This window comes from Lujinxingia litoralis (genome assembly GCF_003260125.1).
Taxonomy (GTDB): domain Bacteria; phylum Myxococcota_A; class Bradymonadia; order Bradymonadales; family Bradymonadaceae; genus Lujinxingia; species Lujinxingia litoralis.
In genome coordinates, this window is sequence record NZ_QHKO01000002.1 from 146,308 (window position 1) to 168,310 (window position 22,003).

The following is a 22,003-nucleotide window of genomic DNA, read 5'->3' on the forward strand; positions in this document are numbered from 1 at the left end:
CTTGGAACAACGTTACACCCCCCCCTCCCCGCGAACCCCCACTTGCACGTGGCTTTATTCCATCCTTGCATCGGTCACGCCTGTGTGCCGGGGCGCATATCCTGAAAGTGAAGCAGGAGGAACGCTCTTGTCGACGAATAACAACAAGCCAGATCTTTCGGACTTGAAGGCGCGGTTGGGATTGAAGCCCGCGGCGAAGTCCGGTGCATCAAAGCCTGTTTCGGGCAGCGGTTCGGGCGCCAGTGCGTCGGGCGCGCGCGCCACGATTCCTCGTGCCGGGGCGGCCACCCCGACTCCGAGTGCAAAGCCCGCCACGTCTGCGCCCATGGGTGAGACGGCGGTGGCCGCTGCCTCCAGGCCCGCACCGAGGGCTGCGACACCGCAGGCACAGCCGGCGGCCTCTCAACCCGTCCAGGCGGCTGCGACTCGTCCGGCAGGTCCGCCGGCGGCTGCTGCCGGACCTCCGCCTACCGCCATGGTGCCGCCGCCCCGGGCCAAGGTTGAGGAGCGGCCCAAACCTCGGCCGATCAGCGATAAAGAGTTGGCTGAAATTGACGCTGCGGCCAAGGGGATGGATGAGGGAGGTATTTTCTCGAAGAGCGCGATCATTGGGATGGTCGTGCTGGCGTTTGTCGGGGCCTTTTTTGGCTACTTTACGGCACAGGGGCAGCAGAGTCGGCAGATTGAGCAGACGCGTGTTGAAGATGCCAGAGCCCTGCAGGAGGCGATCGACCCGGCGCTGACATCGTTCGCCGGCGTTGCGGATCGCATCACCAAGCTCTCGGCGACCGAGGTGGATTTTGAGGCCGCCGAAGCCCTGGGTGAGGCCAAGTTCGTGGTCTCGGGCGATGTGCTCGCCAGCAATCGCTTGCTGCTCGGCCGGGATGTGATTAGCCCGCTGACCGCGTACATGGCGCAATCCGCGGTGCTCTCGGAGATGATTGCCGAGCACCGTCGTTTGACGGCGCTGGATAAGGCCGAGATCGAGGGCCTGCTCTCGGAGAACGACGTGCTGGATGAGTCCCTTGTGGCGGTGGTTTTTGATTACCGCCACCTCTTTACCCAGGGCGGAAACGAGGGGTATCGGCCGCGTCCCGGACGTCTGATGACTCTTAAAAATCTCGATCGGGATGATGAAGGGATGCTGGAGGCCAGCATGCTTAATTCGTCGCGGACGCAAAAAGTAGAAATGCAGGCGCTGGTGCCGTTGGAGCGTAATGAGCTCATTAAGTCGGCGGGCGATAACGCACTGCAGCGCTACGAGCGCCGCGTCAAGGATCTCAAAGAGCGGACCGAAGCCCTCAAGCAGCGCATCAACCCTCTGAGTTCCGCGCTTAGCGAATTGGCCGGTTAAACGGGGCCCCCCGTACTTCGCTTGTGAAAAAACGCGCGCTGGCGCTAAGGTCCCAACCCACGTCGAGAGGTTTCGACGTGGGTTTTTTATTGGCGGTAGATGGAACGACCAGGAGACGAGGAGCCGTGGCGATGGGCAAGACGCTGGTGGAGTTGTTTGAAGACCAGGTGCAGCGCTCAAGCGTGCGTATGGCGCTTCGTTTTTATGAGGACCAGGCCTGGGAGTCGCGTAGCTGGCGGGACTGGTGGGAACGCTCTGAGCGGCTGGCCGCCGGGCTGATGGCGTTGGGGGTAGAGGTAGGGGAGCGGGTCGGGTTGATTGCCGCCACGCGTGCCGCCTGGGTGGAGGCGGATATGGGCATCGTGATGGCGGGGGCTGCCTCGGTGGCGCTTCATCCGGCGATCAGTGAGACCAGTCTGGGGGCGGCGATCTTGAGTTGTGCGCCGCGTGTTCTCGTGGTGGAAGATCCGGTCCAGATGGCCAAACTGGTGGCACTGCCGGAGGCCCTGGCCTCGGTGGAGGCAGTGATTTACATCGATGCCGATGTGATGGTTGGCGCCAGCGGCGGGAGGGCGCGGGAGCTGATGCGCATGGATGCTTTCCGGCTTGATGAGCGCATCGCCGTGCTTTCAATGGAGGAGCTGGGGCATCTGGGGCGTCGACACCTGGCCGAGGATTCGCGCTATGTGGCTGCGCGGCGGCGCCAGGTGACCCCCGAGATGATCGCCACGGTGGTCTTTACCGCCGGGACCAGCGGGGAGCCCCGGTCGGTGGCGTTGAGTCACGCCAACCTGGTGGCTCAGGTCGAGGCGATGGCGGCTCTGAGGCTCTTTACTTTTGACGATGTTCAGCTGCTCTTTCTGCCTCTGGCGCATGTGTTTGCCAAGGTGCTCTACCTGGCGGGCGTGGGTTACGGGATGACGGTGGCCTTTGGGCGAGGGCCCCGCTGGTTGCTGGAAGATCTGCAGGCGGTTCAGCCCACGCTCATGGCGAGCGTGCCGTGGGTATATGAGCGGCTGCACGGTGAGATTGTCGCTCGAATCGAAGAAAAAGGGGTGCGAGCGGCGCTGATGCCGGTGGCGCTGGAGGTCGGCAAGGCGGTGCGTCGACGGGTGCTCGGCGGGCAGCGAACCTCGCGACTTCTGCGTTGGGAACATGCGTTTTTCTCTAAAGTTTTACTTGAGGATGTGCGCGAGCGTCTGGGGGGTAAGATGCGTTTTCTCATCTGCGGGGGCGCGCCGCTACGTCCCCAGATTACGGAGTTTTTCCTCTCGACCGGCGTTCTGTTGCTGGAGGGCTACGGGGTAACGGAAGCTTCGGGGGCGGTGGCGTTTAACCTTCCCGACGATTTTCGCATCGGGAGTGTGGGAAGAGCGCTTCCGGGAGTGGATGTGGCGATTGCGGAGGATGGGGAGATCCTGGTGCGGGGAGCGACGGTGGCCGCCGGGCTTCGTGACCCGCATGAAAATAAGTGTGTGGATCGCGATGGGTGGCTGCATACCGGCGATATCGGCCGCTTTGATCGCGAGGGTTTTTTGCACCTGGTCGATCGGAAACGTGAGGTCATGGTGACCTCCACCGGGAAGCATATTGCGCCGCAACCGCTGGAACATGCGATCGAAGAGTCTCCGTTGGTGGCTCACGCGGTTCTGGTAGGGGAGGGGCTTCCTTTTATTTCGGCGTTGGTGGCGCTCAATCCCGACGAGCTTCTGGCCTTTGTGCGTGCTCAGGGGCTTGATTATCGGGCGTCAGTACGGGAATTGACGACGCATCCCACCGTTCATCAGGCCTTGATGGTTCATCTGGACCAGGTCAACCGCCGGCACACGGTGGCTGAGCGGGTGCGCCGCATCGCGGTCATTCCGGAGTTTCTTTCGGTAGCCGACCAGACGCTTACGGCATCTGGAGAGGTGCGGCGTCCGGTGGTGCTGGAGCGCTATCGCCCGATCATCGATTCACTCTACGCCGATCGACGGGGGGGAGAGGCGGCGTCCTGAGAAAAAATTGACGGCGTTCCCCGGTGTTTTACCGTGGACGACGTTATGAGGCGGTGGCCACGAGGGCGCACCGGCAGGCACGCAGTTCGGATTACGGAGGATTCGATGAATCGCATCAGCGGCAGCATTCGACGACAGCCCAGTTTTCGCCCCTCGTTCGCCGGTGTACGCCGACACCCGCGCTGCGAGCTCCGGACCCAGGTCTTTGTGCAGGATGCCGAAGGCTGGGAGATTCCCCTGGAGAGTATCGACTTCTGCCCGACCGGGATGTTCGTGCGCTCGAACTTCCTCTTTGAGCCCGGGCAGGTTCATACGCTGGTCTTCCGAAGCCCGGCCGGGGAGTCGATGTACGCGGTGCGCGCCCGTGTGGTCCGCGCGGAGACCGGAGCGGAGTATGGCGATCGCCTTCCGGCCGACTTTGTACCGGGGATGGCCTACGAGTTTGTCGATGTGGCCCCCCGGGTACGACAGCGCCTCTTCGGGCTGGCCTCTCAGTGTGCCGTGCAGGGCTAACGATGTGGGCCTTTGCGAAATATCATGGGTTGGGAAACGACTTCGTGATTGTAGAGCGCGCCGCTGACTCCATCGATCTGGCCTGGGTGCGTGCGATCTGCGACCGCCACCGCGGGGTGGGAGCAGACGGGGTGTTGGCCCTGGCTCGCCTGGGCGATGATCGCGTACGCATGGTGGTGTTTAACCGAGATGGAAGCCGCCCGCAGATGTGCGGAAATGGGGTGCGTTGTGCCGCGGGTTACGCGCGACGTCATTGGGGGATGGGGGAGCGCCTGGTGGTGGAGAGCGATGCCGGTCCCCGCCACTGCGAGGTCGGTCTGGGGGAGGGGCCGGCCGCCTGGCAGGTCCGCGTTGATATGGGCGCTGCGATTGTGGAGGAGGCGCCCGAGCTGGCGTTGAGCCATCAGGGCACTCGCTGGCCCTACGTCCAGGTGGACATGGGGAATCCTCACGCCGTGATCTTTGAACATCCAAACCTCGAAGTGATCGACCGGCTTGGGGCGGCGGCCAACGCAGACCACCCGCAGTTTGAAGAAGGTACCAACGTTGAGTTTGTCGAGCGCCAGGATGACGGATGGCGTGTGACCGTGTATGAGCGGGGCGTCGGCCGCACCCAGGCCTGCGGAACCGGTGCCTGCGCGGTGGCCGCCGCGATCTGGGCGAAAGGGTGGGGCGATGCGGATGCTCCGCTGGTTGTGGAGCTGCCGGGGGGCACCCTTGAGCTTGAGCGACGTGATGGCCAGATCTGGATGCAGGGGCCAGCCGTCGAAGTCTTTTCAGGAATCTACACAGGTTAAGGAGTTGAAGATGCGCGCAACCCCGTGGGTGATGCTGGCGACAGCGCTCGTTATGCTGACCGGTTGTCAGGAGACGGTGACCGTAGCCTCCAATGGTGCGGCGATGATGGTGGCCTCCGCGCTGCTCTGGTCGACCGTGCGGCTGAGCAAGCACGCGCCTAAGGACGAGGACTGAACCATGACGTGGTCGGAGGTCTTTGAGCCGGGAATCGACACCCGCACGCTCTTTCTGGAGCGTTTGCCGGCGATGCAACGGACTCGTCAGGAGGAGTATCGTGCCTTCTCCAGTGCGACGATCGTGCTCAGCGTCCTTTTCGAGGACGCTGGCGAGCGCTTCACATTGACCTTTGATCCCGAGGGGATGGAAGCGATCGATGAAGAAGCCATCGATTTTCCGGTGGCCAGCGCTCGCGGCAGCCTCAAAGACTGGGAGCGGGCGTTGCCCTGGATTCAAGAGCTGGTCGTGCCGGCCGACGCTCAGGTGGCTCATTATCGGGGAAAGGTCCACCTGTCGCAGGCGACGATCGAGCGCTTCGAGCGGTTTGATGGGATCTTCGTTATTGAGATTTCCGATCTTCCCGATGGGCGTCCGCTCAGCTTTGAGGTGGTTCTCAACGACTACGAAGCGCCGGCCGATGCGCGGCGAGTACGGGTCTCGGTGGCATGGTCGCTCCTCCAGGACGTGGCCCACGGGCGAGTTGATCCGGTCAGCGCTGCGCGCCGCCTTAAGCTCGGCGGGGACATCGGCCTGGCACTGGAGATTGGCGGATTTTTGATGAGCGAGTTGGGCCTGTAGGAGCCTTGCGCCTCAGGGGCATCGTCGCTACACAGGGGGCGCGTTTTACTCCCCCCCCCCCTTGAAAACCTTTTGGCGAAAACCAGCTGAGCGACCCCTCCTTATGATCCTTCAGCCCCGTGACGTCGGTTGGATTGAGGTCATCTGCGGACCGATGTTCTCCGGCAAGACCGAAGAGCTGATCCGCCGCCTCAAGCGTGCGACCTACGCCCGTCAGAGTGTGCAGATCTTCAAGCCCGCCATCGATAACCGCTACGACGACAGCGCGATTGTCAGTCATAGCCAGCTCTCCCTTCCCAGCGTGCCAGTGGCCGATCTCCGCGAACTTCGCCAGGCGCTCGATCCTCAGGTCGACGTCGTGGGGATCGACGAGGTGCAGTTCTTTGATGATCGCGTGGTCGATTTTTGCGAAGAACTCGCCGACAGCGGCCACCGTGTGGTGGTGGCAGGCCTCGACCAGGATTACCTGGGTAAGCCGTTCGGGCCGATGCCCGCGTTGCTTTCGGTGGCTGAGTACATCACCAAATTGATGTCCATCTGCGTGCACTGCGGCAACCCGGCGCATCGCAGCTACCGCCTTTCGGAAGACCCGCAACAGGTTCTTGTCGGCACCGGACAGCAATATGAGGCGCGTTGTCGTCGCTGCTTTACCAGGGGCTATCCCGCTCAGGGAGATGCCCAGAATCACGCTCCAGAACCCCACCCCAACGAAGCAAGAGGTCGTCGATGAAAGCCCCCAAGCGCAAACTTAAAGTCCTGATTTCGGAAGAGCAGCTTCAACAGCGCTGCCGCGAGCTTGCCGCGCAGATCAATGAGGACTTCGCCGGCGATTCGGTCCACATCATCGGGGTCCTCAAGGGCTCGTTTATGTTTCTCTCCGACCTGGTCAAGCACCTGACCATTGATGTGTCGATCGACTTTCTCGGGCTCTCCAGCTACGGCACCAGCCAGGAAACCAGTGGGGTGGTGCGGATGACCTCCGATCTGGCCTTGCCGATTAAGGGGCGCAACGTGATCATTGTCGAAGATATCATCGATACCGGCCTGACCATGAAGTACCTGCTGGAGAACCTGCGTACGCGGATGCCTGCAGATATCAAGGTTTGTACGTTGCTGTCGAAGCCGGCCAATACTCGCGAAGACGTACCGTTGGATTATGTGGGCTTTACCATCGGCGATGAGTTTGTCATCGGCTACGGTCTCGACGATGCTGAATTTTCTCGAAACATCCCCTACATTGGGGTCGTCGATCTGGAAGACGAAGACTAATTGAGCGCGCCGGCCTTGCGGTCGGTGAGCGCGCAGAACTCAGGAGAACTGCGATGTCACAACGTGCGAAGAGCCAGTCGAACCGAGGTAAACTCATGGCGATGGTGGGCGCCGCAGCGATCTCGCTGGGTGCGCTCTCCGGTTGTGAGGCGCCGGATTGGGAGAACCCCGACTACGTGGCGAAGAAGCTCCTGGAGGGAGATGGCGCCGAGAAGTCGTTGGCGGTCGAGAACCTGCGGCGCTTCCCCGAGGAGCGCCGTGCGGAGGTGGTCCCGGCGCTGGTGGAGATTTATAAGGCTGGCGATCGCGACGCCAAAGAGGCCATGAGCTACCTGGTAGAGTGGCGCGTCAAGGAGGCGGCGGACGCCTACGTCAAAGAGATGCAGACCGACGCCACCGGGTATGCCGGAGCCGCGGCCGTGGCGTTGGGGCAGATTGGGCATCGGGAGGCGGTGCCCCTGATGCTGGAGGCCCTCAGCGCGACCGATAATAGCGAGCGCAAGCAAGCCCTGCTCAGCGGGATGTCGCGCCTGCCCGACCCGGCGATGGTCGGACCGATGGTGGAGCTTCTTAAGCTCGACGCCGATAACTACCCGATCGCGTTGCACGCGTATGCCTGCGAGATCCTTGGTAATATCGGCGAGGAAAACCCGGCGGCCGTCAGCGAAGAGGCGCGGGATATGGTGGTGCTCGGCATGTTCCTGAGTAACAACACCAATCAAAACACCAATCGTGAGTGCGGTCTGGCGGCTCAGCAGATCGGCCCGACCATGGTGCCCCACCTGGTGAAGACCTTTAACGGGGAGCACCAGGCGGTCAATCAGCTCCTGCTCAAGTACAACCAGGGGCCGGACTACGCCTTCCCGGCCAACCAGGCCAAGCTCGTCAGCACTGTGCGTCTTAGTTCGATGCGCGCGCCGGAGGCGGTGGCGCTCTTCGTGGAAGATCTGAGCAACACCAAGAGCGCGCCCGAAGGGCTCTCGGGGCGTCAGTCGGTGAGCTGGCGTCTTAAAGAAGGCAACGCCACCGATGAGATGATTCTGGGGCTCGGCGATCTGGGTGACGCGTCGACGCGCGAGCTTCTTGAGCGCATCGTGAGTGGCAAGCTCGAAAAGGAGTGGGATGAAATCACCGACGGGCTTGTGGAGCTGCAGTTGCGCCAGGATGCGGCGACGGCGCTGGCACGTTTGGGGGATCGTCAGGCGCTCGGCGTGTTGATGGAGATGGCCAGCACGGGTGTCATTGTCGATCTGGAGCGTCGTTTTGCGATGCTCGAAAAACAGGGGCGGCCCGGTAAAGAGGAAGAGCGTTACCAGTTTAACTGGATGGCCGCCAAGGCCTACGCGATGCTCGCGGAAGCCAGCCATCGTGAGGCGTATCAGGGGTTGATCGATGCTACCGATGATGGCGCTCTCAAAGAGAAGTACGTCAGCTTCTTGCCGGCCTTTGATGTCGCGGCAGAGTGCGGAGCCAAGGGCGATGCCGCGGCGCAGGCCGCGTGCTACGGGACGAAGATCGAAGACGAAAACCCCATCGTCCGTGAGAAGGCGGCTTACGAGTTGAGTCGTCTCGGCGCGGCTGCCTCGCCGGTGGTGGCAAAAGCCATCACGACCAAGCACCTCGACACGCGTGAACTCCTGACCTTTGCCGGTTACCGCGTGGCAACTCCGGCGCTGGCCGAAGCCGTCGCGGCGTTGATTGAAGATGAGAAAGGCCGCAGCGGTGACGACGCCCGTCGCGATCGCAACCGTCTGAAGTTGCTCCACGCCTACGCGCTGCGCGCTGGTAGCGGTGCGGCTCAGGCTGCGGAGTAAAGGCCCGCGATGCGCCTTCTTCCTCGTACGACGGTGGCGTTGCTTCAGGGCAACGCCACCGTGGCTCGCATCATCCGCGAGACGCTCCAGGCCAGTGGCCTGGAGGTCCAGGAACTCCGTGGTCCACCGCCGGGCGCCGAAGGCGCCCGGCTTGTGATCGTGGATGTCGACAGCGCCGGGGTTGATGCCCGGCGCTGGTTGCGCTTTTGCCAGGAGCAGGGCCGCGAGGTTCTGGTGTGCGGGGTCGCCAGTTCTCGCGCACATTTTACGAACTATCCCTGGCTGGCCCGTCCCTTTTCCACTCGCCAGCTTGAGCGGGTCTGTGAAGAGCTGCTTCGCGAGGGGGGCTCGCCGCGCTCCGAGAGCACGCCCGGGGCCATTGAGATTCACGAACCGGTGACCCTGGAACTCGATGGAGACGATGCCTCCAAGCTCGAGGCTGAGCTCGGGTTGCTCCCCGGAGCGCTGGGCGGCGAGCCCTCAGATTCCGAACTTTTTGATGTGATTGACCTCGACACCACCGGCAGCATGATCCTTGAGATCGAAGATTTGCCCGGTGGCCTGGGTCAGGGCGGGGTGCTCGTCGCACCGGCGCGGCGCAGCCCGCTGGACCTGCAGGCCTTGCAGGAGACACCTCGACCACCCAGCGCCGAGGTCGATGTGACGATCGATCAGGTGATAAGTCCCTCGACCTTTCCGGAGGTTCCGGCGGCCATTGAGGTGCCGACGCTCGATGGCTCGCATCATGAGGCCACCACCATCACCGCGCTGGAGGCCTTAAATCCCGTTGACCCCTCGCGCGTGCATCAGGTGGCCAACCTGATCGCCGAGCACTGGGATCGCCTCGGGCTGACCTCGCGTCCCGATGACCGCGCGGAACGTCTGGAGCGCCTCCTCAACGCGATGATCCATGCCGGGCTCGACGATGTGGTGGCGGAGCTCCGTCGGGTGCCCAAAGCCCGTGGGTTTTCCGGAAGTCTGGAGACCTTGCCGGTCGTCGACCTTCTGCATACGGTGCGGGAGCGACGTCTGCGGGGCCGACTGGAAGTCAGCATGGCCGGGAGAAGTTTTGTCCTCTATCTCGAGGGCAATCGCCTTCAGGAGATCGAGTCGCTTGGCGAGAGCACCGACGGGGTGTTGCTGGAGGTGCTGCGCGCCGAGGGCGCGCTGGATACCTCGATGTATCAAGAGCTAGCCCGTCAGCTCCGCCATGGCCAGCTGGCTGGTGGTCCGCTGGAGATGCACCTGCGGCGAGAGCGCCTGGTGGATGACTTGCGCCTTCGAGATGCCTGCAAAGAGCGCGCGCGCCGACTGCTGCGCCAACTCTGTGCGACCCGCCGCGGAGGTTTTGCCTTTGTGGATGTACCTCAGGACTCGGGTTTTGCCTGGCCGGTTCGCGGGTTGAACCTGAAGGTGGATCAGCTGCTCCTGGAAATTCTGCGGGAAGTCTCGCTGGATACCGGGCACTCCGAGGCCACCGCGCGTACGCGCCTGGTGCTCGATACGGGGCGCGCCGTGAGTGTCGATCCCGATTCGCTTACCTCCAACGAGCGCCAACTGCTCTCCTTTTTCGAGCAGGGGCAAACTCTTGCCGAGGCCCGGGCCCGTCTGGGCGATACCGGCGAGGAGCCGGTTGAGCGAGTGGTGCAGCGCCTTAAACGCATGGAGCTTCTCAAGAGAAAGTCCAACGTGGGTGAGCCCATTGTCGCTGTGGAGTCGCGAGATCCGCATGATCGACCGACGGCCGTGAGTAACTGGGAGATCGATATCCCCGGGCTTGATCAGGCTCACCAGGAGGAGGGGAGTTTCTCGCTCCCTGCCGATGAGGAAGATACCCGACAGGAACGCGGTTTTTCGGCGGGAGTTCCCCCCGAAGAGCGATCGGCAAGCGTCTGGGATGAGGAGCTTGACTCGATTTTCTCAGCGGCCGCAGATGCCGTCACTTTTAGAAAGGGCCCGCAAGATGACGATGAAACCTACTGAGCGCCGACACCTGCTGTCGGTGAGCCTGCTCGCGTCGGTGCTCCTCCTGACAGGAGGATGTAAGTCCGAGCCGGCAGGCCCCGAAGAGGTGTTTCGCTCCTTCGTAGAGCACCTCTGGCGGGGAGAAGACGCCGAGGCGCTCAACTCGCTTTTACCCTCGACCCGCGCTCGCCTGATGGAGCCGCTGCAAGAGGCTGAGCGAGCCCTTGCCAGCGAGCCGCAGTTGAGCGCCGATGACATGTTCATCGTCACCCAGCTCGACAATCCCCATGAGATCGAAGCGGTCACGCTTGACGGCGAGATTCCGGAGCCGCTGGCCGAGGGGACCAGGATCACGCTTAAGCTAGAGACACTGGATCGTCGTCAGGGAGAAGCGACGATGGTCTGGGAAGACGGGCGCTGGTACGTTGATCTTCCGCTGGAGAAGGTCGACACTGATGCCGTCCTTGTGCCCCTGTCCGATGAGGCTGGTGAAGCTGATGATGCACCGCCCCTCGCGGAACCTGAGACGAGTGAGCCGGACGCTACGGCGCCCGGCGCTGAGACTGATGAGTAAGGTTGGCCATGAGTGAAGATCCCGCCAAGAATCCTCCGCGTATTCCGCCGCCCAAAGCCCCGGCATCGGAGGGGCGTGCGAGTTCGACGCCCGGTGGGCCGCCCTCACGACCTCCCGGACCGCCTCCCAGGCCAGCAGTGCGGCGTCAGGCTCCGGGGGTACGGGGGAGTCAACAAGCTCCGGAGGCCGCCACGCTCAAAACCGGCGATGTCGTCGGCGGGCGTTTTGCGGTCGAACGCTACCTGGGAAGTTCCGGTGGCGGCGTCAGCTACCTCTGTGTCGATCGACAGACTCGCCAGTCGGTTGTAGTAAAAGTGCTCGATATGCCATTCCCGGGGGAGGAGGCCTTTGCCGCGCTCAGCGAGGATATTCGCCTGGCGGGAAGCATGGACCACCGCAACCTGGCGGCGGCACTGGGGATGGGGCGAACTCAGTCTGGTGAGATCTTCATCGCGATGGAGTTCGTCGAAGGCTCCACGCTCTCGCAGCTGGTGGCGCAACGGCGCGAAGAGGGACGCACCCTGAGCATCCGTGACACCTTCACCGTGCTCGCCCACGTCTGCAGCGCGCTGGCGGCTGTGCACCAGCGCAAGAGCTGCCACGGGGTGCTCACTCCTTACAATGTCTACGTCAATAAGCAGGGGGTGGTAAGGGTTGGCAACCTGGCGTTCGGGCGGATGGTGAGCACCCACCTGCACGGCCGTGGCGAGGGACCTTTTCGCGACAGTATTTACGTGGCTCCCGAGGTCGCGCAGTCCCCGGCGAACCTGGGGCCAGCGGCCGACCTTTATAGCCTGGGCATGATCGCTGCCGAGTTACTCAACCCCACCGGGCTGCCCAGCGATCGCAAGCAAGCTCACGAGATGGCGCTCGACGGGTTGGCCAAATACCCCCCGGCGCTTTTCAGTCTGATTTCTACCTGTCTGGCCAGCGATCCCTCACAGCGGCCGACAAGCGTGCAGGCCTTCCGCGAGGAACTCGAAGAGGTCGCCCGGGATGCCGGCGCGAAGCTCAGTGGACCGCCTCCGGCTGGAGCGCTGCCCATTGAGCCGGCCGTGGTTGAGGAGGAGGTGCAGGGCGAGAGCCTGTTTGATCTCTTTGATGTCGGTGACATTGCGCCTCCTCCGGATGAGGATGGCGAGACGGAGCGCTACCTCGTACAGAAGAGCGGTCTGGATTACGGGCCCTTCACCGAAGGGCAGATCCTTGAGCAGCTCTACGCCGACGAGATTCACGAACATTCCCTGGTGCTCGATCGTGTGACCCAGGAGCGGCGGCCGCTCATCGAGTTGGACGTGTTCACGGCGAAGGTTCAGGCCTACATCCCGGAGCGCGAAGAGCGCCGACGCCGGGAGGCCGAGGCTCGCGCCGAACTTCAGCGCAAGGTTAAGCAGGGCGGGCTGGCGGCGCTGGTGGTCGGGATTGTTGCCGGCCTGGTCGTGCTCGCGGCGATGGGATGGTTCTGGCTGCAGCAACCCGATCCGGAGCCGATGCCGCTGGACAAAGCCTTCGCGTCGCTCGACTACACCTTCTTGCCCCCTCCCTCGGAGTTTCAGGCGGTGGCGGTCGACGCCGATCTTCTCCAGAGCATCTTCAACCCTCGCGCGAGTGAGGAGGAGATTGCGCGAACGCTCAAGAAAGTGCGGGGCGCCAGTGGCTCTCGAAAAGGTTCGGCCAAGGCCGGTGGCGCATCGGGCGGAACGCGAGAGGCGGATGTCGATATGGCTAATTTCTCCGGCTCGGCTAAGCATCTGAGCGATCAGGAGATCAACCGCGTGATCATGGCCGACTTCAGCGCGATGAGCGATTGCATCCGCGGTGAGCTTGGCCGCGATGCCTCGTTTAAGGGGTTGACGGTGCAGTTCTTTATCCGGCCCTCCGGCACCACCGGCGGCGTTCAGATCAAGGAGAGCAAGTACCAGAGCCGTCCGGTCGGGCAATGCATGATTCAGCGCTTCCGTTCGATGAAGTTCCCCGAGCACGGCGCCATCTCGAACCGCGGTGTCGAGTTCCCGCTCTATGTGCAGTAAGGCTTGAGTCAACGTGATGAGCACGCGAGAACGCCATAGTTTCGATCCTTCACTTTTCTCCGGATTGCCCGGCGAGGCCACGGCCTCGCTGGAGCTGGCTGGCGAGTCTGAGACGCTGGCGCTGGGGATGGCGATAGGGCAGGTCGCGCTGGAGGGGGGGCTGGCCTTTCTGGGGCTGGTGGGCGATCTGGGCGCCGGTAAAACGACGCTGATCAAGGGATTGAGTCGGGGTATGAACATCGACCCCCGGCAGGTCTCCAGCCCAACGTACGCCCTGGTCCAGGAGTATGGGGACTTCGGGCAGCTGGTGCATATGGATCTGTACCGGCTGGAGCATTACGACGATCTGGAGTCGTTGGCCTACTGGGACTATATCGACGCCGAAGATGCGTTGGTGTGCGTGGAGTGGCTCGACCGCATTCCGCAAGCCTGGCCCGGCCAGGGGCTGATCGTCGCGCTGAGCCATGCTGGTCAGGAGCGGCGCGCGCAGATCTTCGCCAGTACCGGACATCATCAGGCGCTTGTCGCGCGCATCATGTCCGCGATGTCTTAACATTCCAGGAGTACCCCATGAGCGCAGCATCTGACGCGCCGCGTGAGACCCCCCGGGCGACGGTGGTTCTTTCGCCGGCCGCTCTACGTAAGATTGAGGCGCGTCTTCGGACCCGTTATCACGCGTACCTGCGTCCCGGAGAGAGGATCGCACTGGCGATCGAGGAAGAGCCCGATTTTGTGTACGCAAAGCTTACCCTCTTTCGTCGTGACAAGACCTTTAGCCTGGACCTTGAAGGGGCGGTGATCGTCCAGGATCAGGACGCTTCATTTTTATCCGCTACCTTGCCTCACGATCGCCTGCTGGCCGCCATTGAGTACCTGGCCGAGCAGCTGGCGGGGTACTTCCGGGCGCAGCGACAGCAGCGTTTTCACCTGGACTGGCGCAAGCATCCCTTCGACGCGATGCTCATTCGTTTCCGTGGCGAAGAGCGCTCTCCGGGCCTGGAGCAGCAGGCCAATCAGTTGCTGGGTGAAGGCGTGGAGGACGCTTGAGGGAGCTCCCCGACGACGAAAGACCCTCGCCGGGGTTGAGCGCAGTGGTTGCGCTGATCTTCTACGGGTTGATGCTGGGAGCGGCCTGGCTGCTGGGGGTGGTGTGGTTGGAGCTCGACCTCCTTGTGTGGTCGGAGCGTGCGCAGGTCAGCCTGGGGCTTCAGGTTGCACTGGGAGCAGGGGTTGGACTCCTGGCGGTCTGGGCGTCTCGCCAGAGCGAGCACTATACCTCGTGGGGTAAGACCCTGAGCGAAGAGTTCGCCCGGATGCTCGGTCCGATGACTCCTGGTCAGATTCAGGTGCTTGCGCTAACCAGTGGCGTGGCCGAAGAGATCTTTTTCCGCGGCTTTTTGCAGCAGGCGTTGAGTGGGTTTGAGTGGGCCGGCGGCGCGGGCATCTGGGTGGGGCTGGTCGCGTCCAGCGTGGTCTTCGGCCTGGTGCATATTGGCCCGGATCGCGAGAAGTTCTTGCCCTGGACCTGGATGGCGCTCGGGGTCGGAGCGGTGTTTGGGCTGATGTATCTTTATACCGGGTCGGTGCTGGCACCGATCATTGCGCACATCACGATCAACTACTTCAACCTCACCCATATCTCGCGTCAGGCCGCCCGGGCGCAGAGCGAAGAGCCTCCTCCTTCTCAGGAGTCCCGATGAATCCGGTGGTGGTGATTACAACGGTGCAGCCCACGTTGGTGTTCTGGATCTTAACGATCGCGATCTTTCTGGGGATTGCTCTGGCCGCCATCGTGTCGCCCGGACGGCGGTGGTTTGAGCTCTGCGTGATCCTGGCGCTGGCCAGCACTCTTTTTGCCGGGGCAGGGTTCTGGTTCACGCAGTCGGTGTTGGGCTACGAGGTGGTGCTCGTCGACGCGATCGCCTCGATATCCGCAAGCTAAACGCAGATTAGCAGATTACAGGGTGCACGCCGCCTCAATGGGACAGCCGGGGCAGTGCTCCTCGGAGCGCCGGTGAATGCAGCGGCGGCCGATGCCCAGATGGCAAAGCGCAAAGTCGTATTTGAGGGGATCTTTAGCGTCGAAGCGCGCGAGCGCCTGGCTGACCTCGAGCGCCGCGCGGGCGTCCAGGGTTTTGCGCGTGAGTAACCCCAGGTAGCGGCAGAGGCGACTGGTATGGGTGTCGAGAGGCATGACCAGGGCGCCAGGCCTGAGCTCGGGCCACAGCCCCAGATCGATGCCGTCGGGTCCGCGGCTCATCCAGCGAAAGAAGAGGTGCAGGCGTTTGCACGTGCTTCCGTCGGCCGGATCGGGCAGCAGGTAGCGAAACCCGCGGGCGAGCTCCGGGCGCATGCGGCGTGCGCGCAGCGCGCGCACGAAGTGGGATGCGGCCTCCAGGTGGTCGGTTGGCGTCGCGACCTCCCGGCGCCCCGCGGCGCCGGCGAGGTAGAGCGCGCGGAGGGAGCCTTCGCGTTGCAGCGTCCGGGCGATGGCGCAGGCCAGATCGGCCAGGTCTTCACCCCGGGTCATCCGATAGGTGAACGCTGGCCAGAGCGCACCGAGCTCCTCGGGAGAGAGCTGTCGAAGTGTGTGGGCCGGACGATCGCCCAGGGGCGCCAGGGCTTCGGAGATGGCCTCGCGCAACACGCGTACCTGCCCGTAGGCCAGCCCGCTGGCGAAAAGCGCTACAATCTCGCGGTCTTCAGCATCGGTATACTCCCAGACTCTCCCCACCGGATCATGATCTCGACGGGCCAGGTGGTCGCATTGATGCATAGTTTCTTCAAGTAGGGCTTGAAGGTTAGGGGCGGGGCTTGGGTTGTTTTTAATCGTATATGGCATGAAGTAAGTTCTAGTGAAGAAAAATTGACGGATCCGCGACCTCGGATAGGGTGGTGCTCCGATGTAGGAGAGACACCGCCACTGACGGCACTTCACTCTCCAGGCAAATGCTCCCGCGCCGAAGTCACGGAGGACTCGATGGCCACCAAGAAAAAAATGACCCTGTACCTGCCCGAAGAGCTTCTGAACGATATGCGCCAGGAGGCGCTGCGTCAGGATCGCTCGTTGAGCTGGATCATGGAAGCCGCGTGGAAGGTTGCCCGCGAGCGTCTCCGTGAGATGCCCGGGGTCGACGAGCTCTACGAAGACTTCGAAGCCGCGAGCTGAACGCCACTATGGCGTCGCGCTGAATCTGGAAGGGCCGCCGGGGCGATTGCACCTGAGCGGCCCTTCGTTTATGGAAGAGATCCAGCGCCGAACCCATTCCTTCCGCCCGACGACGCGACCATGGCCCAGACAACCCCGCCCGCTGAGACATCTCCGGATGCCCGAAAACAACGCGTTGAGACCGTGGCACGTCAGGCCAGGCGCGCGGGTTACGTGCTCTTTTTTGGCACGGCGGTGGTGCTCTTTGTGCCGATTTTGATCGGTGTGATCCAGGGGCTGAATCACGACACGATCCGCGACCCCTTTACCGGGCAGCTGGTGGACGCCGAGGCGATGGACAGGGATTGCCGGGAAGACGCCAGCGCGCTCTTGCTCGACGCTGGACGCCACGGGCGTACGTCAGCATGGGATGCGCAGCTCCGGCACTGGCAGGCGCGTTGCGAGGGCGCGGAGCCGGTAGCAGCATCGATGCTTCTGGAAGCAGGCCGTCAACTTGCGGGCTCATCTCGGCCCGACGAGAGCACTCCTGACGAGCGCTGACGCTCCACGGCTTGTGCAGCGCAAGGCCCGGACATCGGCGGAAGGCCAATCTTGAGAAAATGGTTGAGCCTTTTGTGATGCATTGCTTGAGGTTTTAGCCCGGGGGACGCGCTCGCCGAGCTGAAATCCAGGGGGAGAAAAGCGTTCTCCAGGGCTCGCAGGCTTATCGCTCGGAGCTTAATGAGACGCAGAGCCGGGGCAGGGTCTGCTCGCGCCCGGCGACGAGGCGAGCGGCTTCGTCGTTGAGTCCCAGGGTGAGCAACGTCGCAACATGGAGGGGGCTGCCATACTCCGGGTGCCGGGGGCTGAGGCCTTCCAGCCAGGCGGTGGCCTGCCCGCTGCGCAGCGGGACGCCGGTTTGGGGGAGTTCAATCGTCTGCCAGGCGTCGGCCGGAGCGTCGGCCAGGGCCTGCATGTGGTCGCCGAACACCGTCTGGTCGATGAAGTCCGTGAGCGCCAGACCGGGCCGGTGATCCAGGGAGGCAAAACCCGAGCGCGCGGCGTGGAGGGCCCGGGCCGCACTTCGTACATCGCCGGTGGCCAGTGCCCGCAGGCCGGCGCGTACCCCGGCGCGCGATTGCGCTAGCAGGTGGGAAGCCGTCACCACCCCCAGAGGCTGATCACGGAGGTTGTTAAGCGCGATGCGAGAGGCCAGGGTGCGCAGGGTATCCGGCAGGTGGTGTTCCAGATCGAAGTTCAGCGGCACCAGTCCCACGCACCCCGATGCGGGCAGATTTTTGCGGGTCATCGCTCGCAGTTCGGCTCCCGCCGTGGAAGGGCCGAATCCGCGTCGCCCGGCGCTGCTCTCAAACTCCAGGTAGGCTGCCAGGAGATCGCGATGGGCGCGTAGCTCCACCGATTGTGATGCGCAGCCGGTGGCCTGAATCAGGTGGTTCTGCGCAAGTTGGACATGGCCTCGCTGAGACGCGGCCAGGGTGAGTGCCAGGTGCCAGCGGGTGCAATGGTCTTTGTCGCCCAGCGTGCTGGCAAGGGATGCCGCGTCGGCGACCTCGGCGACCGGGACGCTCTCTTCGGAAGCCCGAAGCAGGCGCTCTTCTAAGAGGGGGAGTGCCTGCCGAGTCCAGGAGTTGGCGTCTTGTTGACGCATGTTCAGGGCGTTGATCAGCGCGCTCGGACTTTCGCAGAGGGCATCCACTCCCTGAGCGGCCCACCAGTTCACGAACTCCACCCACTGGCGTCGGGCGCGCCCCAGGAAGGGGCGATCGCCCCGGTTGGCGGCATGGGCAAAGTGCGCTGCAAACGCATGCCGGAACTCGCAGATGCTCGTTTTGTCGGCATAGACCTCGCTCATGGCGCTGAGGGTCTCCCTGAGGGCCGCAGGGGCGTCAGCGTCATGGACAAGGGGGAGAAGCGCGATCCAGTAATTTGCGCGCGCTGCCGGGTTCTCCAGTGTGTTTGCGGTGTTCTGAAAGTGGGGGAGTGGGTAGGCCTTTCGCAGGCTGATCACGGGCACGCCGGCAAGCGTGTCCATGAGGGCCGGCTCCCCGTCGGCGCGGGGTCGCAAACCGTAGGAGGTGGCCGTGCAGTCACGAAGTACATCGTCGGACGTGCAGCGTTGGAGTGAGTTCGGTTCAAAGACGGCCTGCCAGAGTTCGAGTGCGCCGGCATCCTGGAAGCGGTTTTGGAGTTCTTCGGGGCCCTGGACGGCGGGCAGCGACTCATCGTGCATTCCGAGCATGGCCCAGATGGCCAGCGCCCAGTCGGGCTGGTGTGTTTTTTCAAACCCGACGATGTCTTCGCGGTAGGCGCTGCCCTCGGAGCTCTGACGAGCGGCGTGGCGGGTGCGCAGCTCGGACCAGCGGTACCAGGCCAGGCGGCGGTCATCGCGGTGGCGCGCGGCAAGATCTTGCTGGCGTTGGATGCGCTTGAGGTAGGCGTCGACCTGGCCCAATTGCGCGTGAAGCACAGCGGCGCCGTCGAGTTGTGCGGGGATGTTGTCGCGGTTCCAGACATCGCGGGTGGCGTGATAGGCGACCCGAAGGGCGGCGTCGGTGGCTCCCCCGGTGGCCAGGAGATCCATAACGCTGAGTGCGAGGGATTCCAGGTCGCTCCCGGGCGGCGATTCGGCCAGGGCGCGTTCGGCCCAGAACGCGGCGAGTTCCCAGTCGCCCACCGCGCCAAAGGCCGCGCTCAGGCTCCAGGCCCGGGCGCTGGCCTCGGAGACCGCGCGGGGCTGCATGGCAAAGCCGGCAGGTCCCAGGAGACGATCGTCAAACGAGGTCATCAGGGGGCGAGCGATGGAGGGCATCTCGACCAGGGGGGAGGCGCCGGCGGGGCAACGGATCAGGGCGTCGGTTCCGGAGGCGATGGCGCGCGCTTCGATGGCGACCGGGTGCTCACTCAGCTCGGCGGGCCAGGCCTCAACCGATACAAAACGTGCTGCGGTGTGGAGGTCGGGGCTGTTCAGGTCGCAGCGCTGGCTTAAGCCGACGCGGGGCGCGGCCGCGAAGCGGCCGCGTCGGGGCTGGCTGGCAATGGCCAGCCAGCGTCCCTCGGGAAGCGATCCTTCGAAAACCGGGCCCTGGGCGTGCGCTTGCATCATGGCTGCACGACGGTAGGGGAGGCTCAACTCCTTATCGGTGGCCGGGGCCATCCTCGTCGTGTCATCGGTGCTGGCGAGTTCATACACGCTCCAGCGCTGACCATTTTCATGCGTGCAGCGCGCATCACTCCAGGAGCCCTCTCCGACGCAGGTCTGCTCACCTGCACGAAGGCGTGCCAGCTTTCCGGCTCCCCGGGGGCGCATCGGCCACGAATCCAGACGCTGCAGGCGCAGGGCCTTTCGCTCGGTCTGCAGCACCGCGAAGATGTGCGTGCTGCTCTCGGAGCGGTACTCCACGACGTCGCCCTTAGCCAGGTCCCAGCGCCAGACTTCCCCGGTATCGGATTGCAGGCGCCAGGTGCCGTCGTCGAGGAGCGTGAGAGCCGCGGTGTCGCTGACGCGGTCTTCGGGCTGCACACGCATGACCACATCAAAGGAAGAGGCCGGGCCGGGGGCGCTGGCACAGGCGGTGGCCGACATCAGTCCCAGGGTCAGGAGCAAGAGTGAGGCGCGCATCCGGGGGGGATTGTTCATAAGGAGTACCGAACCTGAAGCCGGGTGCGGCCGAGGCTAAAGCAGTCACCATCGATCAGCTCGACCGCGCCGCGAATTCGAATGAAGGTGCCCGTTTCGCTGACTAGGTCCCGCAGGTAGAACTGCCCGTCTCGTCGCTCAAAGCTGGCGTGTGGCGAGGAGAGGTGTTCATCGTGAGGGTAGTGCAGATCGGCGTTGTAGCGCCCGATAAGCATGGAGTCGACGATGGGATAGATGCCACGAATGTGTCCGTCTTCGACGTATTCCACCAGGCGAGGGGCCGACGGTAATCTCGGCGCGCCCAGGGTGGGGACGTCCCCGGTGTGGGATGTGCCCGAAGTATCCCAGCCGGTACGAAAGGCCAGGCGCTGAGATCCCACCAGGATTTCGTCACCGTCCTCCATGACGAATTCGTCGGCGATACGCAGATAGACGCCGTTATGGCTGCCGAGGTCTTCGAGCACCCAGGAGCCATCCTCGCGGGTGAGCTGGGCATGCCAGCGCGAGACAAAGCGATCGTGGAGTGGGAGATCTGCACGAGGTCCACCGATCATAAATCGGCGCCCGCTGACCATGACCTGTTGTGGCGCCTGCCCGGGGCTTTCCACCAGGAGAGTGGTAGCGGGATGGCGGGTCGTTCGCCCCCGTGTCGGCGGGGGGGGCTGTGCGGGGCTCACCGGGGCAGAGCTCAGCACCTGATCGTCAGGGACGCTTGAGAAAAGGTCGCCGTCATCAATGTCAAAGGGAAGCCTCCCTCCTTCAGCCGGAGGGGAGAAGGGCGGGGGCTTATCGTATGAGTCAGACATGGCGGTGGCGAGGCAGGCTGCCGCAAAGCGGCAGAAGCGAGGTTGTCGCGAACGAGTCAGGGGGGCGAAGCTATCACAGGCTCCGGAAAGGGAACAATCAGCGCCCGGCACGGCGAGCCGAGGCCGTGACATGTCCGGCCGGCGCTACGGTGACTGTGGCCTGCCGGTTCTCGTCACGGGAAAAATGTAGGTATCGGGATCGCTAAGAGCGGGGCCCCCTGCGAAGAGGTTAGAGCCTGCTTTCGCAGAGGGGAAGGAGCCGCTCAGGATTCGCTTTTATGGCCGTGCTCGGCTTCCAGCTCCATCTGAGCTTTGCGCTCGTAGGCGTCGATGATCTTCTGCACCAGGGGATGGCGCACGACATCGTGCTGGGAAAAGCGACAAAATGCGATGCCGGGGATGTTGTCCAGGACTCGTTCGGCCTCCACCAGTCCGCTCATGCGTTTGGAGGGGAGGTCGATCTGGGTGATGTCACCGGTGATGACGGCCCGGGAGTTAAAGCCAATGCGGGTCAAGAACATCTTCACCTGAGCGTTGGTCGCGTTCTGGGCCTCATCAAAAATGATGAACGCATCGTTGAGGGTGCGGCCCCGCATAAAGGCCAGGGGGGCCACCTCCACGACACCGCGCTCCAACATCATCTCGGCCTTCTCCAGTTCTACCATGTCGTGAAGCGCATCGTAGAGCGGCCGCAGGTAGGGGTTGACCTTTTCGGCCAGGTCACCCGGCAAGAAGCCTAGCTTCTCGCCGGCTTCCACGGCGGGGCGGGTGAGGATGATGCGTTTGACACTTTTGGAGAAGTAGGCGGAGAGGGCCATGGCCATCGCCAGGTAGGTCTTCCCGGTGCCGGCCGGGCCGATGCCAAAGACCACGTCGTGCTTGCGGATCGCGTCGACGTAGGCCTTTTGAGCCAACCCCTTTGGGGAGATGATCTGGTTATGTTTGGTCGCCAGAACCCGGTCGGTGAAGATGTCAACCAGGTTGAGTTCGGGGTCGCGGACCAGCAGGTCGATGGCGCGCCCGACATCCACGGCGCTTAAATGATGGCCGCGTTTGCCCAGGTTGTAGAGTTGGCGCAGGACGCGCTCGGCCACCCGGACATCGGAGCCAGCGCCTTCAATGCGCGCGTCGGTGCCTCGGGCGCCGATGCGCACATCCAGGCGAGTTTCGATCAGTTTTAGGAACGCGTCGCGGTGCCCGTAGATGTAACGCGCGACCTCGGCGTCGGCGAACTCAAGGTGAAGTTGGAGCAAGTCGGTGTCGGACAACTGAGACGGCCTCG

23 protein-coding genes are annotated in these 22,003 nt (G+C 63.5%); 18 read left to right on the forward strand and 5 right to left on the reverse strand.

Annotated elements, in window-relative coordinates:
* Positions 1 to 54: 54 nt before the first annotated feature.
* Positions 55 to 264: a hypothetical protein gene (locus DL240_RS19565; protein WP_146618116.1), complete on the reverse strand. Its 210-nt coding sequence runs from the start codon at positions 262 to 264 to the stop codon at positions 55 to 57.
* A gap of 277 nt (positions 265 to 541) precedes the next feature.
* On the opposite strand from DL240_RS19565, the gene DL240_RS05375 reads away from it, so the two are divergent.
* The 16 genes from DL240_RS05375 to DL240_RS05445 all read left to right on the forward strand — a co-directional run bounded on the left by DL240_RS05375 (position 542) and on the right by DL240_RS05445 (position 15,051).
* Positions 542 to 1,354: a hypothetical protein gene (locus tag DL240_RS05375; RefSeq protein WP_146618117.1), complete on the forward strand. Its 813-nt coding sequence runs from the start codon at positions 542 to 544 to the stop codon at positions 1,352 to 1,354.
* Positions 1,355 to 1,485: 131 nt separating this feature from the next.
* Entirely contained in the window at positions 1,486 to 3,351 is a 1,866-nt protein-coding gene (locus DL240_RS05380; protein ID WP_111728850.1) for an AMP-dependent synthetase/ligase, read from the forward strand.
* A 105-nt stretch (positions 3,352 to 3,456) separates the two neighbouring features.
* A complete protein-coding gene (locus tag DL240_RS05385) occupies positions 3,457 to 3,864 on the forward strand; it encodes a PilZ domain-containing protein (RefSeq protein WP_111728851.1) in 408 nt (135 codons plus the stop codon).
* A 2-nt stretch (positions 3,865 to 3,866) separates the two neighbouring features.
* On the forward strand, positions 3,867 to 4,661 hold the full coding sequence (dapF, locus tag DL240_RS05390; protein ID WP_111728852.1) for a diaminopimelate epimerase: 795 nt from the start codon (positions 3,867 to 3,869) through the stop codon (positions 4,659 to 4,661).
* Positions 4,662 to 4,671: 10 nt separating this feature from the next.
* Entirely contained in the window at positions 4,672 to 4,836 is a 165-nt protein-coding gene (locus tag DL240_RS19920) for a hypothetical protein (protein ID WP_158542368.1), read from the forward strand.
* Positions 4,837 to 4,839: 3 nt separating this feature from the next.
* On the forward strand, positions 4,840 to 5,457 hold the full coding sequence (locus DL240_RS05395; protein ID WP_111728853.1) for an SCP2 sterol-binding domain-containing protein: 618 nt from the start codon (positions 4,840 to 4,842) through the stop codon (positions 5,455 to 5,457).
* 103 nt (positions 5,458 to 5,560) lie between these two features.
* The gene (locus DL240_RS05400) at positions 5,561 to 6,187 is read left to right on the forward strand and encodes a thymidine kinase (RefSeq protein ID WP_111728854.1); all 627 of its coding nucleotides are present in this window, start codon (positions 5,561 to 5,563) and stop codon (positions 6,185 to 6,187) included.
* Positions 6,184 to 6,726, forward strand: coding sequence for a hypoxanthine phosphoribosyltransferase (hpt, locus tag DL240_RS05405; RefSeq protein WP_111728855.1), 543 nt, complete (start codon positions 6,184 to 6,186; stop codon positions 6,724 to 6,726). The genes DL240_RS05400 and hpt overlap by 4 nt, the downstream gene beginning before the upstream one ends.
* Before the next feature lie 53 nt (positions 6,727 to 6,779).
* Positions 6,780 to 8,540 (forward strand): HEAT repeat domain-containing protein, encoded by a 1,761-nt coding sequence (locus tag DL240_RS05410; protein WP_111728856.1) that lies wholly within the window; start codon positions 6,780 to 6,782, stop codon positions 8,538 to 8,540.
* 9 nt (positions 8,541 to 8,549) lie between these two features.
* Positions 8,550 to 10,523: a DUF4388 domain-containing protein gene (locus DL240_RS05415; protein ID WP_111728857.1), complete on the forward strand. Its 1,974-nt coding sequence runs from the start codon at positions 8,550 to 8,552 to the stop codon at positions 10,521 to 10,523.
* Positions 10,504 to 11,079, forward strand: a complete 576-nt coding sequence (locus tag DL240_RS05420) for a hypothetical protein (RefSeq protein ID WP_146618118.1) — start codon at positions 10,504 to 10,506, stop codon at positions 11,077 to 11,079. The genes DL240_RS05415 and DL240_RS05420 overlap by 20 nt, the downstream gene beginning before the upstream one ends.
* Positions 11,080 to 11,087: 8 nt before the next feature.
* Complete coding sequence (locus tag DL240_RS05425) at positions 11,088 to 13,109, forward strand: protein kinase domain-containing protein (RefSeq protein ID WP_146618119.1); 2,022 nt, start codon at positions 11,088 to 11,090, stop codon at positions 13,107 to 13,109.
* Between the two features lie 16 nt (positions 13,110 to 13,125).
* The gene (gene tsaE, locus DL240_RS05430) at positions 13,126 to 13,662 is read left to right on the forward strand and encodes a tRNA (adenosine(37)-N6)-threonylcarbamoyltransferase complex ATPase subunit type 1 TsaE (protein WP_111728860.1); all 537 of its coding nucleotides are present in this window, start codon (positions 13,126 to 13,128) and stop codon (positions 13,660 to 13,662) included.
* Positions 13,663 to 13,679: 17 nt separating this feature from the next.
* Complete coding sequence (locus DL240_RS05435) at positions 13,680 to 14,156, forward strand: hypothetical protein (protein ID WP_111728861.1); 477 nt, start codon at positions 13,680 to 13,682, stop codon at positions 14,154 to 14,156.
* Positions 14,153 to 14,809 (forward strand): CPBP family intramembrane glutamic endopeptidase, encoded by a 657-nt coding sequence (locus DL240_RS05440; protein WP_146618120.1) that lies wholly within the window; start codon positions 14,153 to 14,155, stop codon positions 14,807 to 14,809. The genes DL240_RS05435 and DL240_RS05440 overlap by 4 nt, the downstream gene beginning before the upstream one ends.
* Positions 14,806 to 15,051, forward strand: a complete 246-nt coding sequence (locus DL240_RS05445) for a hypothetical protein (protein WP_111728863.1) — start codon at positions 14,806 to 14,808, stop codon at positions 15,049 to 15,051. The genes DL240_RS05440 and DL240_RS05445 overlap by 4 nt, the downstream gene beginning before the upstream one ends.
* A 15-nt stretch (positions 15,052 to 15,066) precedes the next feature.
* Here DL240_RS05445 and DL240_RS05450 read toward each other — a convergent pair whose 3' ends face one another.
* A complete protein-coding gene (locus DL240_RS05450) occupies positions 15,067 to 15,885 on the reverse strand; it encodes a TIGR02757 family protein (RefSeq protein WP_158542369.1) in 819 nt (272 codons plus the stop codon).
* A 204-nt stretch (positions 15,886 to 16,089) separates the two neighbouring features.
* On the opposite strand from DL240_RS05450, the gene DL240_RS05455 reads away from it, so the two are divergent.
* Together DL240_RS05455 and DL240_RS05460 are read left to right on the forward strand one after the other, a co-directional pair.
* Positions 16,090 to 16,278 (forward strand): TIGR04563 family protein, encoded by a 189-nt coding sequence (locus DL240_RS05455; RefSeq protein WP_111728865.1) that lies wholly within the window; start codon positions 16,090 to 16,092, stop codon positions 16,276 to 16,278.
* 120 nt (positions 16,279 to 16,398) lie between these two features.
* Positions 16,399 to 16,818, forward strand: a complete 420-nt coding sequence (locus DL240_RS05460; protein WP_111728866.1) for a hypothetical protein — start codon at positions 16,399 to 16,401, stop codon at positions 16,816 to 16,818.
* A 163-nt stretch (positions 16,819 to 16,981) separates the two neighbouring features.
* Here the strand turns inward: DL240_RS05460 and DL240_RS05465 are convergent, their stop codons facing one another.
* From DL240_RS05465 to DL240_RS05475, 3 genes are all read right to left on the reverse strand, one after another.
* A complete protein-coding gene (locus DL240_RS05465) occupies positions 16,982 to 19,915 on the reverse strand; it encodes a hypothetical protein (protein WP_146618121.1) in 2,934 nt (977 codons plus the stop codon).
* Positions 19,912 to 20,469 (reverse strand): FHA domain-containing protein, encoded by a 558-nt coding sequence (locus DL240_RS21050; RefSeq protein WP_158542370.1) that lies wholly within the window; start codon positions 20,467 to 20,469, stop codon positions 19,912 to 19,914. The genes DL240_RS05465 and DL240_RS21050 overlap by 4 nt, the downstream gene beginning before the upstream one ends.
* A 515-nt stretch (positions 20,470 to 20,984) precedes the next feature.
* Positions 20,985 to 21,989: a PhoH family protein gene (locus DL240_RS05475; protein WP_199589750.1), complete on the reverse strand. Its 1,005-nt coding sequence runs from the start codon at positions 21,987 to 21,989 to the stop codon at positions 20,985 to 20,987.
* Between the last annotated feature and the right edge of the window lie 14 nt (positions 21,990 to 22,003).

What these genes read in the sequence shown, in the direction of transcription:
- DL240_RS19920 (WP_158542368.1), top strand. Translation starts at nt 4,672, where the DNA reads ATGCGCGCAACCCCGTGGGTGATGCTGGCGACAGCGCTCGTTATGCTG.
- DL240_RS05400 (WP_111728854.1), top strand. Translation starts at nt 5,561, where the DNA reads ATGATCCTTCAGCCCCGTGACGTCGGTTGGATTGAGGTCATCTGCGGA.
- hpt (WP_111728855.1), top strand. Translation starts at nt 6,184, where the DNA reads ATGAAAGCCCCCAAGCGCAAACTTAAAGTCCTGATTTCGGAAGAGCAG.
- tsaE (WP_111728860.1), top strand. Translation starts at nt 13,126, where the DNA reads ATGAGCACGCGAGAACGCCATAGTTTCGATCCTTCACTTTTCTCCGGA.
- DL240_RS05450 (WP_158542369.1), bottom strand. Translation starts at nt 15,885, where the DNA reads ATGCATCAATGCGACCACCTGGCCCGTCGAGATCATGATCCGGTGGGG.
- DL240_RS05425 (WP_146618119.1), top strand. Translation starts at nt 11,088, where the DNA reads ATGAGTGAAGATCCCGCCAAGAATCCTCCGCGTATTCCGCCGCCCAAA.
- DL240_RS05410 (WP_111728856.1), top strand. Translation starts at nt 6,780, where the DNA reads ATGTCACAACGTGCGAAGAGCCAGTCGAACCGAGGTAAACTCATGGCG.
- DL240_RS05395 (WP_111728853.1), top strand. Translation starts at nt 4,840, where the DNA reads ATGACGTGGTCGGAGGTCTTTGAGCCGGGAATCGACACCCGCACGCTC.
- DL240_RS05435 (WP_111728861.1), top strand. Translation starts at nt 13,680, where the DNA reads ATGAGCGCAGCATCTGACGCGCCGCGTGAGACCCCCCGGGCGACGGTG.
- DL240_RS05460 (WP_111728866.1), top strand. Translation starts at nt 16,399, where the DNA reads ATGGCCCAGACAACCCCGCCCGCTGAGACATCTCCGGATGCCCGAAAA.
- DL240_RS05380 (WP_111728850.1), top strand. Translation starts at nt 1,486, where the DNA reads ATGGGCAAGACGCTGGTGGAGTTGTTTGAAGACCAGGTGCAGCGCTCA.
- DL240_RS05385 (WP_111728851.1), top strand. Translation starts at nt 3,457, where the DNA reads ATGAATCGCATCAGCGGCAGCATTCGACGACAGCCCAGTTTTCGCCCC.
- dapF (WP_111728852.1), top strand. Translation starts at nt 3,867, where the DNA reads ATGTGGGCCTTTGCGAAATATCATGGGTTGGGAAACGACTTCGTGATT.
- DL240_RS21050 (WP_158542370.1), bottom strand. Translation starts at nt 20,469, where the DNA reads ATGATCGGTGGACCTCGTGCAGATCTCCCACTCCACGATCGCTTTGTC.
- DL240_RS05455 (WP_111728865.1), top strand. Translation starts at nt 16,090, where the DNA reads ATGGCCACCAAGAAAAAAATGACCCTGTACCTGCCCGAAGAGCTTCTG.
- DL240_RS05465 (WP_146618121.1), bottom strand. Translation starts at nt 19,915, where the DNA reads ATGAACAATCCCCCCCGGATGCGCGCCTCACTCTTGCTCCTGACCCTG.
- DL240_RS05445 (WP_111728863.1), top strand. Translation starts at nt 14,806, where the DNA reads ATGAATCCGGTGGTGGTGATTACAACGGTGCAGCCCACGTTGGTGTTC.
- DL240_RS05420 (WP_146618118.1), top strand. Translation starts at nt 10,504, where the DNA reads ATGACGATGAAACCTACTGAGCGCCGACACCTGCTGTCGGTGAGCCTG.
- DL240_RS05415 (WP_111728857.1), top strand. Translation starts at nt 8,550, where the DNA reads ATGCGCCTTCTTCCTCGTACGACGGTGGCGTTGCTTCAGGGCAACGCC.